Origin of the sequence: Methylococcus sp. ANG (genome assembly GCF_040730495.1) — a bacterium.
GTDB lineage: Bacteria > Pseudomonadota > Gammaproteobacteria > Methylococcales > Methylococcaceae > Methylococcus.
The window spans coordinates 3,044,277-3,054,898 of sequence record NZ_CP160399.1 but is presented as its reverse complement, the minus strand read 5'-3'; the positions used below and the strand labels follow the sequence as shown (position 1 = coordinate 3,054,898).

Below are 10,622 nucleotides of genomic sequence, written 5' to 3'. Positions count from 1 at the left end.
GCATGGCCGATCCGCGCCTCATGCGCCTTCTGGGCGGGGACGCGCTGGCCGGCCTGCGCCGCCGCTTGCGCCAACGTTACGAACGCTCCATGCCGGAAACGTTCCGCCTCAGCGGCCTCACCGAGGCCGAGCGCAATGCGTTGGCGGGCCTGCTTGGGCGCAAGCCAAGGCAGGCCGATTCGATGACGCTGGACGTCGCCGGGCTTGACGGGGCCCTCCAACGTGCCGGGCTCGCCGAGTCCTTGCGCGACGCCCTGGAGCGGCTCGACGGTCCCATCGTCGACCGCGCCGCGGAGCGGGCGGCACTGCAAACGCAATGGACGGCCTTGCGCGGGCGGTGCGACGACGCCCGCCTCTCTGCCTTGCTCGAGCTTCCGCGCGGCATGGCCCTGGTGAAACGGCTGGCGCGCCATCCGGCCGCCGCCGGGCAGCTCCTCGATGCGGCGCAAGCCGTCGTGCGTGCGCTTCCCGCCGCCGGCATGCCGCGCTCCAGACTGGCGGCGGAAGTGCTCGGCGACGCCCATGGGTTGGATCCGGGCCGGCCGGTCGCCAGCATCGTCCTGGCGGCATTGCGGCGGAACGCGGATGCGCCCGAAGACGTAGCGGGAGCAGAGGACAACGTCCGCGACCTCTGGGCGCAGGCGGGTGTCATGGTCAACGAACTGTCGCGGCCGGCGCTGTTTCTCAATCTGCCGGCGGGTGACGCCTCGTTTCGCATCCCGGCGCCGGGCGAGCCGGGTTATGTCTCCTTGCGCACGCTGCTGCGCCAGCCGCCGGCCTGGCAGGTGGCCGGCCGCGATATCCACGTCTGCGAGAATCCCAATCTGGTCGCCATCGTCGCCGACGCGCTCGGCGCCGATGCCGCGCCTCTCGTCTGTACCGACGGCATGCCGGCTGCCGCCCAGCGCACGCTGCTCCTCCAACTCGCGGCGGCGGGCGCGTGCCTGCATTACCACGGCGATTTCGACTGGCCCGGACTTGCCATCGGCAACTGGGTCATGCGGGCTTGCGGTGCGCGCCCCTGGCGTTTCGGTGTGGCGGACTACCTGGCCGCGCTCCGGGATGTTCCCGTCCGTGGACGCGCCTTGGGGCCGGAAAGTGTCGACGCCGATTGGGACGACGGCCTTGGTCCCGCCATGCGGGAGCATGGCCGGGCAGTCGACGAGGAGGCCGTTGCGGCGATGCTGGTGCGGGACCTCGAGTGGACCAGCCAATAAGCAGGGCCCATTTCCTGGTACAGCCTATGCCGTCTTATGCAATGGCTGCCATCCGGATTTCCAGCCGCCGGAAACGGTTGAGTGGGAATGAGCGAGCCACGCACTGACGAAACTTGGATGCGTCACGCCTTGGCGCTGGCCCGCACCGCCGAAGCGGCGGGCGAAGTCCCCATCGGAGCGGTGCTGGTCAGGGACGGCGAAATCCTGGGCGAAGGCTATAACCAACCCATTTCCACCCATGACCCCACCGCCCATGCCGAAATCGTCGCCTTGCGCGCGGCCGGCGCGCGCCTGGGCAATTATCGGCTGGTGGATACCACACTGTACGTCACGCTCGAACCCTGCGCCATGTGCATGGGCGCGATCCTGCATGCCCGTGTCGGCAGGCTGGTATTCGGCGCCGCCGATCCCAAGCGCGGTGCGGCGGTGAGCGCGCTCAGGCTGATCGACGCGGAGTTCATGAATCACCGGGTCGAACTGACGGAAGGCGTATTGGCCGAGGAATGCGGCCAGCTCCTGCGGGACTTCTTCAGGAACCGCCGTTAGCCCTGCTCCGGTGGTCCGGGCCGCTTCTTCTCGCTGAGACGCACCAGCAGGTCGTAGTAGTGCCGCACGCGGTTGACGTAATGGACCGTCAGCTTCCCCCGAGCCGAGGGATGGCGGAGACGGCCGCCTGAGCGCCTGGCGCCGACCAGCGGCAAGGTCTTCTTGACCTCCACCCATTTGTTGGGGTCGCGCCCCATGTTCTTCGCCAGCCGGCGTGCGGTCTCGACACTGCCCGGCCCCAAGTTGTAAGCGGAGAGCGCAAACCAGGTACGGTCGGGTTCGGCGATCTCTTCCGGCAAGCGCGACCACACCTTCTTGAGATAGCGCGCGCCGCCATGGATGCTCTGCCCCGCGTTGTTGCGGTCCACCCCCAGTTCGCGGGCGGTCGCGCCGGTCAGCATCATCATGCCGCGCACGCCTTCGGCCGACACCGCGTTGCCGTCCCATTGTGATTCCTGGAAAGCCACCGCGGCCAGCAGCCGCCAGTCCAGGCCGTGGCGCGCCCCTGCCTCCACGAACGTCCTGCGGTATTTGCCCAACTGCCGGCTGTAGGATTTGCGCAGGCTGCGATCCAGGGCGGCATCCGCGCCCTCTTGATGGCCGAAGTGACGGTCGGCCAACTGGTCGAAGCCTTTGCGCTCCCGCGGATCGCGCAGGAAGTGCTCAGCCGCCCTCGCCAGATATTCGCCCTCCGGCTCGGCGAACATCAACGCCAGAGCGCGCGGGCCGCGAACGCCGGCGCTTTCGGGGATGGCCCACTTCAAGGCGCGCGCACTGCGGTGGGAGTATTCCGCAAGGGCTATCCGCGGATTGAACTTCTGCGCACTCTTCTGAGCCATCCCTCTAAGGCCGCCAGCGAGCGCACCGACCCAGCCTCCAACCGGCGCCGCCTCGGCGAGCGGCGGAGACTCCCCGTCCGCCCTGCTCGTCCAGCCGACCTGAATGGCGTCGCCGGAAGCGGAATGGGAAGGAATCGCTGCAAAATCAGCCTCGCCCTGGGCCAGCCGCTCCGGTATGCCGCGGGCATGGGCCGGAATGAACCGGAGCCTTACGCCAAGGTACTCGGCGAATTTACGAAGGAGGTCGCGTTCGAAACCGGCCACCCCCGACGCCGGACGGGACGAGGCAAAACGCTTGTTGCGGACCAGCACCCGTAATTCCCCGGATGCCCTGATCCTGTCGAAGTGTGGCAGCTTACGCTGCTCCGGAACCGGATTGCCGCAGCCGTACAGCTGGAACACCAGAAGCGCCGCGACACCCGCGCCGAGACAGCGCTGGCGGGTACGGCGATTGAACTTGCGAAACAAAAGCCCGACTTGTCCGACTTTCAGAACGCCGTCCGCCATGAACCTTGAATTCATGTCACGCACCATTCGTATGTCTGTAACGAATCGGTTATAATATCATCGCTTGTGCAGGAGAGGTACCGAAGCGGTCATAACGGCGCCGACTCGAAATCGGATGGTCGGGGAAACCCGGCACGAGGGTTCGAATCCCTCCCTCTCCGCCATTTATCAGTGTCACCTCGTCTCATGACGTCTCAGAACCCGCGAGCTACAAGGCTTAGCGGGTTTTTTGTTGTCTCGTCCCATATCACCGGATGACATCGAATGCCATCAATCTTGATGGCACAGGCGACGGTATCGGGCTTCTCCGTCCGGTCGATACCATCAAACCGGAGAACTGGCGATGCTACAAGACGTTGAGGTACGCAAGGCCAAGCCGAGGGAGACGCCCTGGACGGTTTATGGGCGTCGCCAATCCGTCGCTGAGGCCTCATTGCCCGGCACCGCCGGAAAGTCCGAGCCGGAAGCGAAGTTCTTCGTGACGACATGACGGCGGTGGAATCGGATGGGCTCTCTCGGAGCTTGCGCGATTTCACGCACCAACCGCGGCAAAACACTCGGCCTTCCCGGTGAAAATCCGGAGCTCTCACCGCACAGTCGGCTGAACCATCGAGACCTTTACAAAGTGGCACTCATCTTGCGATGCGCCAGGCTGAATTCTCATCAGGAGTCATCTGTGCGCCGCTTTTCACATTCTGCCATTTGCTGTCTCTGGATAGCTTCGATTCTGATCATGTCGACTGCCCAAGCCGCGAAAAAAGACACCACGCCGGACGCGTTCAGCTTCATCGATCAAACCGGCGTACCCCTGAATACGCCGATAACCTCCAACGCCATCACCGTAACCGGCATCAATGCCGCGGCCGCCATCAGTGTCAGCGGCGGTCTTTACTCCCGAAACGGCGGCGGTTTCACCAGCGCCAGCGGAACCGTCCATAACGGCGATACCGTCCGGGTTCGGCAGACCTCCGCCTCCTCGTACGACACCAGCACCCATACCCAATTGACGATCGGCGGAGTGAAAGACACGTTCACCGTCACGACCCGGTCCTACGTAGCCGACACCACGCCGGATCCCTTCGAATTCGCGGCCCAGAGCAACGTGGCCTTGAATGCCGTCGTCACCTCGAACGCCGTCACGATTTCCGGCATCGATGCTCCGGCACCGATCAGCATCAACGGCGGAACCTATGCCATTAACGGCGGCGCATACACCAGCGCCGCGGGCAGCATCGGCAACGGCGACAGCGTGCAGGTACGGCAAACCGCCTCGGCCCAATACGCCACCACGACCACGGCTACCCTGACTATCGGCGGCGTACAGGGCGTCTTCAGCGTCACTACGCTGGCCGACGGCAATGCTTTCGTGCTGCCGCCGTCATCCGGCGGCAATCCCAATTTCGTCTCCGAGCATTTTTCCGGTTCCGGCAACTGCACCCTGTGCCACAACGGCATCAGCGACGGGCAGGGAAAGGATGTGTCCATCGAAACCGACTGGTCCTCGACCATGATGGCCAATTCGGCGCGCGACCCTTTCTGGCGGGCGAAAGTGCGCAGCGAGCTGAATCGGAATCCGCAGCTCGCGGATGTCATCAACGACAAATGCACCCGCTGCCATGCGCCGATGGCCAATTTCGAGGCCGGGACGACCGGCGAGGCGATGCAGATCCTGGACGGGGGTTTTCTGAGCGCCGAACATAACCGCCATGACGAAGCGCTGAACGGCGTGGGCTGCACCCTCTGCCATCAAATCCAGAACTCGCCCAGGCTGGGCACGCTGGACGGGTTTAGCGGTAAGTACGACATTGGCGGGGACAAGCTCATCTACGGCCCGTTCGACAATCTGTTCCCCAATCCGATGATCATGAACACCGGTTACACGCCGACCTACGGCCCGCATGTCAAGGAATCCAAGCTGTGCGGCTCCTGCCACAATCTGAAAAAGCCCTATGTGGACGCCTCCGGCAAGGTGCTCAGCACCACGCCGGAGAGCGAGTTCCCGGAGCAGATGCCTTATAGCGAATGGGAGCACAGCAGCTATGCCGGAGCCACTCCGAAAAGCTGTCAGCAGTGCCATATGAGCCGCGCCGACGGTGCGCCGATTTCCAATCGCCCGATGTGGTTGGGGCGGCGCAACGGGTTCGCCGTGCATGACCTCGTCGGCGCCAACAGGCTGATGCTGGACGTCCTCAACCGCAATAAGACCCAACTCGGCGTGCTGTCGAACAATTTCCCGGAAACCATCGCCAAGACCGAGGCCATGCTGCAAGGCGCGGCGACGATCGGGCCGGTGAGCCAATCGCTGACCGAGGACGACATCCTGGATTTCACCCTCAGAGTCGCCAGTCAAACCGGCCACAAGCTGCCCAGCGCCTATCCCTCCCGTCGGGTGATCTTGCACGTGACGGTGAAGGACTCTCAGGGCAAGGTGGTGTTCGAGTCCGGCAAGGTGAATGCGGACGGCAGCGTGGACGGCGTGGACGCGGACAGCGATCCCTATGCCTTCGAACCGCACCACGAACTGATCACCTCGCCCGAGCAGGTGCAGGTCTACGAGGCCATCATGGGGGATGACCAGGGGCAGGTCACTTACACCTTGCTGCGCGGCATGACCTATCTCAAAGACAACCGCATCCTGCCGCCGGGCTTCGACAAGGCCACCGCCTCCCGCGATATTCGCGTGGTCGGCCAGGCGTCGGCCGACGCCGACTTCGTCGGCGGCAGCGACGATGTCCGTTATCGGATCGCGGGGCTGAGCGGCTCGCACTACCAGGTCACGGCGGAACTCATCCATCAGCCCCTGGCTTACGGCTTCGCGCGTGATCTGTTCAGCGATTCCGATCCGGAAATCCGGGATTTCCAGAAAATGTTCCGGGAATCCGACGCCAAATCCACCGTGATGACCGCGAGCACGTTCAGCGTCTCACGTTGAGCCGCAGCAGGAATGGCGGGCACAGGGACGCGCCGTGTTTGAAACCGGACTGCGCCAAGGACCGGCGCAGTCCGATATCTCCCGCGAAAGCAATGAACATAGAGGCTGAAGCTTACATGAAAGATCAGTTGATCCAACCTGTTTTCCATCGTCTGATCCTGGCATCGCTCCCCCTGTTCGTCATGGCAGGCGCCGATGCCGCAACGGTGACATCGGGCGACGATCCGGCCGCTTCACTCAAGGGTGCGGCCCGTTACCGGCACATGAACAGCAATGGCATGCAAAAGGAAATCTACCTGGGCGTCCCGCCGCTGGATACCGCGGCGAACCGGAACACCGGGGATGTGAGCTGGGGAACGGGCAAACATGTCGTGCTCACTTACGATGCGTCGGCCAACAACCTGACCACGGTCGTCGGCACCGGAACTTCGGCGGTCACGGTGACCAGGAACGTCGGCAGCCTCGGTGCGCTGAATTACCTGCTGCTCAACGTCCAGCAGAACGGTATGATGGGCGGAGGAATGGGCAGCGGCATGATGAACGGCTCCATCAGTTTCAACAATGCGAAGCTCAATGGGGTATCGCTCCCCGTCGGCGCCTTCCCCGGCGCCGCGTCCGGCGCCAAGTGGAGCATTACCGGCGAGGACCTGACCCGGGGCTTCAGCCTGGAAGGCGACATCGTTCTGACCGGCATGCAACCCGGCATGGACATGAATCACGTAGAAATCAGCGTCGGCTACACCGATCAGACCGGACCGCAAATCACCGGCATCGGTGTGCAACCCAATCCCGCCATCCTGAATGGGGTGGCGACGCTCAGGGCCACAGTCGATGACTCGCTGAGCGGTAACAACAGGATCCAGAGCGCCGAATATAGCCTCAACGGTGGCGCATGGATGGCCATGGGCGCGCAAGACGGCGTCTTCGACTCGGTCTGGGAGGGCGTAGATGCGGAATTGTCCGCCTCCAAACTGGGCGTCAACGAGATTTGCGTACGCGGTACGGATGCCAAAGGCAATGTCACGGCGCCACCAAGGTGCACGACTTTCCTGGTGACCTATCAGTTCGAAGGCTTCTACGAACCCATCAACGGCGGCACGGTCAATGCGGCAAAAGCCGGGCAGACGCTCCCCGGCAAATGGCGGTTGAGCGACGCCAACGGCGTTCCCGTCGAGGAAATATCCAGCTTTGCAGGGTTCTATTCCTACGCTGTGGATTGCGAAACGTTCTCCGGCAGCACGAGCGACGCCGTCGAAGAATACGCGGCTGGCAATAGCGGTTTGCAATACGGCGGCGACGGTTACTGGCAATACAACTGGAAGACCCCGAAGAGCTACGCCGGAACCTGCCGGGCGATGTATGTGGCGTTCGATAGCGGCGCAGCGTCGCCGATCGTGACCTTCAAGTTCAAATAGATCCAAATGCTACGGTTCATCTCGCCGATGAACCGCCTATCCAAGTCCCCTGACGAAATGCGCCGCCTCCAGCTCATGATCTCTCGCTGCGTAACCGTTCGGTCCCCTGGGAACGCGGGCGTCCCGCCCGCTGAAAAAGCGGCCAGGATGGCCGCGTTCCCGGCAAAAAAGTGGGGAGTCTGAACGGATACCCCGCGACTGGCGGCGCGTTCGTGTCCTTATGCCGCAAACACGACATCGAGTCGCCAAAGGGTGCAAAGGCATCGCATAATTTTCGCCGAGTTTCATCGACTTATAGCCACGACGGACTTGGCACTACTTCTGCATGGTCAGGGTTTTAGTCACTGGATCCTGTATGCAAACACAACTCGACTGGTCGGCCTACGACAGCTACGGCGCGGGCGATGCCTATGCGGCCGTGCCTTCCGAAGGCGGCGCCTACGGCAAGGCGGCGGCGGTGTGCATCGGCAACCGGCAATGCCAGCGCACCGAAAAGGGCGTGATGTGCCCGAGCTTCCGGGTCACACATGACGCGGCGCACTCCACCCACCACCGGGCCGCGACGCTGAAGGCGGCGCTGAACGGCGAATACGGACCGAAACCCTTCGTCGGACCGGAGCTGGAAGCGGCCATGGACCTGTGCGTGGGCTGCAAGGGCTGCAAGCGGGAATGCCCCAATGGGGTGGACATGGCGCTGCTGCGGATCGAGGCTTTGGCGCAGCGCTGGAAACAGCGCGGCGGCGCGCCGCTGCGGGAACGCCTGCTGGCACACATGCCGCACTGGGCGGGAAAACTGGCACGGCTTAACTGGCTGGTGAGGCTGCGCGAACGGGTGCCGCTGCTGGCCAAGCTGGGCGAGCGTTGGCTCGGCATCGGCGCCCAACGCTCGCTGCCCCTGAGCGCACCGGCCGAGTTCCTCGCCGCGGCCCCGACCGAACCCGCCGGCAACCCCGACGGGCGCGAGGTCGTCCTGCTGGTCGACACCTTCTCCAACCATTTCGAGCCGGAAACCGCGCAGGCGGCGCTCGACGTGCTGACCGCCGCCGGCTACCGGGTCCATCTCGCCCGACCACCCGCCGGGGAACGCCCGCTGTGCTGCGGCCGCACCTTCCTTTCCCACGGCCTGGTCGAGCAGGCGCGGACGGAGGCCAAACGCATGGTGGAAGCGTTGCTGCCTTATGCCGAGCGCGGCCTGCCCGTCATCGGCCTGGAGCCGTCCTGCCTCTTGATGCTGCGCGACGAATACTACTCGCTGGGGCTGGGCGATGCCGTGGGCATCGTCGCCAAGTCCGCCCTACTGCTGGAGGAGTTCCTGGCCCGCGAACACGACGCCAAGCGGCTCGAGCTTCCGCTCCGTCCCCTGCCGCAGGCGCAGGCTCTGGTGCATGGACACTGCCACCAGAAAGCCTTCGGCGCGATGAAATCGATGCGCAAGGTGCTGGGGCTGGTGCCGGAGCTGAAGGTGGAATTCATCGAATCGAGCTGTTGCGGCATGGCCGGCGCCTTCGGACTGGAGGCCGAGCATTACGAGGTTTCCATGCAGATGGCCGAACTCGCCTTGCTGCCGCGGATACGCGAAGCGGACGAGGGCACCTTGCTGATCGCCAACGGCACCAGTTGCCGCCACCAGATCCGCGACGGCGCGCGGCGGGAGGGCGTGCACTTGGCCAGGGTATTGAAGGCGGCGTTGGCGAACGGAGAAGCGGAAGCCAACTGACCGATTTCACGTAGATCCGATTAGCGCAGCGTAATCGGACGAATGTCATTCGCCGCCACCCAGGCATCGATTCGGAAAGGGGGACGCGAACGCACCCGTCTCACCGTCTCGCGTAACAAACTGAGAACCTGTCTGGTAAAAGTTTAAGCACATTTAGCAAGAGTCAGCTTGAGCATGGCGATGCGAATCATGTTTTCGGCAGTGGCGGTGAGGATTTCGACATCCTTGGCGAGTCGGCGGAACGACCCGAGCCAAGCGAAGGTGCGCTCGACCACCCAGCGCTTGGGCAGGACTGCGAAGCCATCTTTGATCTTCTCGGAAATATGCAGCGTCAACCCCAAGGTCTCGTCGACAAACCGAACGGCGGTGCCGCGATACCCGGCGTCGCCGGAAAAGGCCTGTAGACCGGGATGCTTTTCCGCGGCTCGACGCAGCACCTCGCAAGCCCCCACCGTATCGTGAAGGTTGGCGGCATGAACCTGGACGTGCAACAGATTGCCCAAGACATCGACCACGATATGGCGTTTGCGGCCTTTCACTTTTTTGCCGCCGTCGATGCCACGCTCTTCGCTGTCGTACTGGGTTTTGACGCTTTGCGAATCAATGATGCCGTAGCGGGGACAGGGCGCTCTGCCGTTTTTTTTCGCCGTTGCCGATTCAAGTCGTCCAGCGCGCGTTCCCAAACGCCGTTTTTGTTCCAGCGGCTGAAATGGTCGTACACCGTTTTCCACGGAGGAAAGTCGTTGGGCAACTGCCGCCACTGGGCACCCGTTTTCACCAAGTACAGAATGGCATCGACGATGCGTTTTCGCGAATGCTTACACCCGCTGCCTCGCCGATCATTGGGCTGAAAGTAGCGCTCTATCCGCGCCCATTCGTGCTCTTTCAAATCACTCGGATAACTCAATGGCTTCGCTCGTCAGGTCCAGGGACCATTGACTTTACTACGTTTTGTTTTTCAAGACAGGTTCTGATCTCCAGACCCGCGGAGCGTTGCCGTATCGTTGCAGCGGATTTACCGTAAGGAACCCAATACCGCCGGGCACGAACGCGCGCCGATAGGTGGGCATGTCCTTTTCCGGTTCTTGAAGCAAGCATTATCGCTTGATGCCGGGATAGCCATTCGTCCGATTACGCTACGCTAATCGGACCTACGCGGGCTACGCGCGCTGGGAGCTGCCCGCTTTGATTCAAGGGGATTGTATTCCGCGGACCGCGCCGGGTGAACGTGCGGGGCGTGAAAATCGCCGGCCTGCAGGGGGAATCGAGGGCCGTCAGCCCTTACTCGTTCATATCGGGGAACAGGATCGCCTCGTCCGGCACTCCGTTGCCGTTCTGCTGCAGGCCGACGCCGCCGACCAAGGCATAGCCGGCATCGCCCTCGTAGAGCACGACGGCGTTTTTGGGCATTTCTTGCAGGGCTTGGATCAATTGCTCTACGGTCATCGC

General features: G+C 63.3%; 9 protein-coding genes, 1 tRNA gene and 1 pseudogene. 7 read left to right on the top strand and 4 right to left on the bottom strand.

All coding sequences use genetic code 11. From position 1 onward, the window contains the following. The first annotated feature begins 2 nt into the window (after positions 1–2). Positions 3–1,217 (top strand): TIGR02679 family protein, encoded by a 1,215-nt coding sequence (locus tag ABZN20_RS14890; RefSeq protein WP_367025750.1) that lies wholly within the window; start codon positions 3–5, stop codon positions 1,215–1,217. A gap of 87 nt (positions 1,218–1,304) precedes the next feature. Continuing rightward, positions 1,305–1,763, top strand: coding sequence for a tRNA adenosine(34) deaminase TadA (tadA, locus tag ABZN20_RS14885; protein WP_255556604.1), 459 nt, complete (start codon positions 1,305–1,307; stop codon positions 1,761–1,763). Here tadA and ABZN20_RS14880 read toward each other — a convergent pair. Next, complete coding sequence (locus ABZN20_RS14880) at positions 1,760–3,124, bottom strand: transglycosylase SLT domain-containing protein (protein WP_367025748.1); 1,365 nt, start codon at positions 3,122–3,124, stop codon at positions 1,760–1,762. The genes tadA and ABZN20_RS14880 overlap by 4 nt on opposite strands. 56 nt (positions 3,125–3,180) lie before the next feature. On the opposite strand from ABZN20_RS14880, the gene ABZN20_RS14875 reads away from it, so the two are divergent. The 5 genes from ABZN20_RS14875 to ABZN20_RS14855 all read left to right on the top strand — a co-directional run bounded on the left by ABZN20_RS14875 (position 3,181) and on the right by ABZN20_RS14855 (position 9,173). Continuing rightward, positions 3,181–3,273, top strand: a tRNA-Ser gene (locus ABZN20_RS14875). Positions 3,274–3,452: 179 nt separating this feature from the next. Continuing rightward, the gene (locus ABZN20_RS14870; RefSeq protein ID WP_367025747.1) at positions 3,453–3,599 is read left to right on the top strand and encodes a hypothetical protein; all 147 of its coding nucleotides are present in this window, start codon (positions 3,453–3,455) and stop codon (positions 3,597–3,599) included. A gap of 243 nt (positions 3,600–3,842) precedes the next feature. Then, positions 3,843–6,041: a hypothetical protein gene (locus tag ABZN20_RS14865; protein WP_367025746.1), complete on the top strand. Its 2,199-nt coding sequence runs from the start codon at positions 3,843–3,845 to the stop codon at positions 6,039–6,041. 116 nt (positions 6,042–6,157) lie between these two features. Further along, entirely contained in the window at positions 6,158–7,456 is a 1,299-nt protein-coding gene (locus ABZN20_RS14860; RefSeq protein ID WP_367025745.1) for a PxKF domain-containing protein, read from the top strand. Positions 7,457–7,811: 355 nt separating this feature from the next. Continuing rightward, positions 7,812–9,173, top strand: a complete 1,362-nt coding sequence (locus ABZN20_RS14855; RefSeq protein ID WP_367025744.1) for a (Fe-S)-binding protein — start codon at positions 7,812–7,814, stop codon at positions 9,171–9,173. A gap of 143 nt (positions 9,174–9,316) precedes the next feature. On the opposite strand, the gene ABZN20_RS14850 is transcribed toward ABZN20_RS14855, so the two are convergent. From ABZN20_RS14850 to ABZN20_RS14840, 3 genes and pseudogenes are all read right to left on the bottom strand, one after another. Then, complete coding sequence (locus tag ABZN20_RS14850) at positions 9,317–9,904, bottom strand: IS5 family transposase (RefSeq protein ID WP_367025145.1); 588 nt, start codon at positions 9,902–9,904, stop codon at positions 9,317–9,319. Further along, positions 9,904–10,062 (bottom strand): annotated as a pseudogene (locus ABZN20_RS14845) (transposase); the annotation flags it as partial. The pseudogene ABZN20_RS14845 and the gene ABZN20_RS14850, both read right to left, overlap by 1 nt. Positions 10,063–10,454: 392 nt before the next feature. Then, on the bottom strand, positions 10,455–10,619 hold the full coding sequence (locus ABZN20_RS14840) for a hypothetical protein (RefSeq protein ID WP_218808026.1): 165 nt from the start codon (positions 10,617–10,619) through the stop codon (positions 10,455–10,457). Between the last annotated feature and the right edge of the window lie 3 nt (positions 10,620–10,622).

What these genes read in the sequence shown, in the direction of transcription:
- ABZN20_RS14890 (WP_367025750.1), top strand. Translation starts at nt 3, where the DNA reads ATGGCCGATCCGCGCCTCATGCGCCTTCTGGGCGGGGACGCGCTGGCC.
- tadA (WP_255556604.1), top strand. Translation starts at nt 1,305, where the DNA reads ATGAGCGAGCCACGCACTGACGAAACTTGGATGCGTCACGCCTTGGCG.
- ABZN20_RS14880 (WP_367025748.1), bottom strand. Translation starts at nt 3,124, where the DNA reads ATGAATTCAAGGTTCATGGCGGACGGCGTTCTGAAAGTCGGACAAGTC.
- ABZN20_RS14870 (WP_367025747.1), top strand. Translation starts at nt 3,453, where the DNA reads ATGCTACAAGACGTTGAGGTACGCAAGGCCAAGCCGAGGGAGACGCCC.
- ABZN20_RS14865 (WP_367025746.1), top strand. Translation starts at nt 3,843, where the DNA reads ATGTCGACTGCCCAAGCCGCGAAAAAAGACACCACGCCGGACGCGTTC.
- ABZN20_RS14860 (WP_367025745.1), top strand. Translation starts at nt 6,158, where the DNA reads ATGAAAGATCAGTTGATCCAACCTGTTTTCCATCGTCTGATCCTGGCA.
- ABZN20_RS14855 (WP_367025744.1), top strand. Translation starts at nt 7,812, where the DNA reads ATGCAAACACAACTCGACTGGTCGGCCTACGACAGCTACGGCGCGGGC.
- ABZN20_RS14840 (WP_218808026.1), bottom strand. Translation starts at nt 10,619, where the DNA reads ATGACCGTAGAGCAATTGATCCAAGCCCTGCAAGAAATGCCCAAAAAC.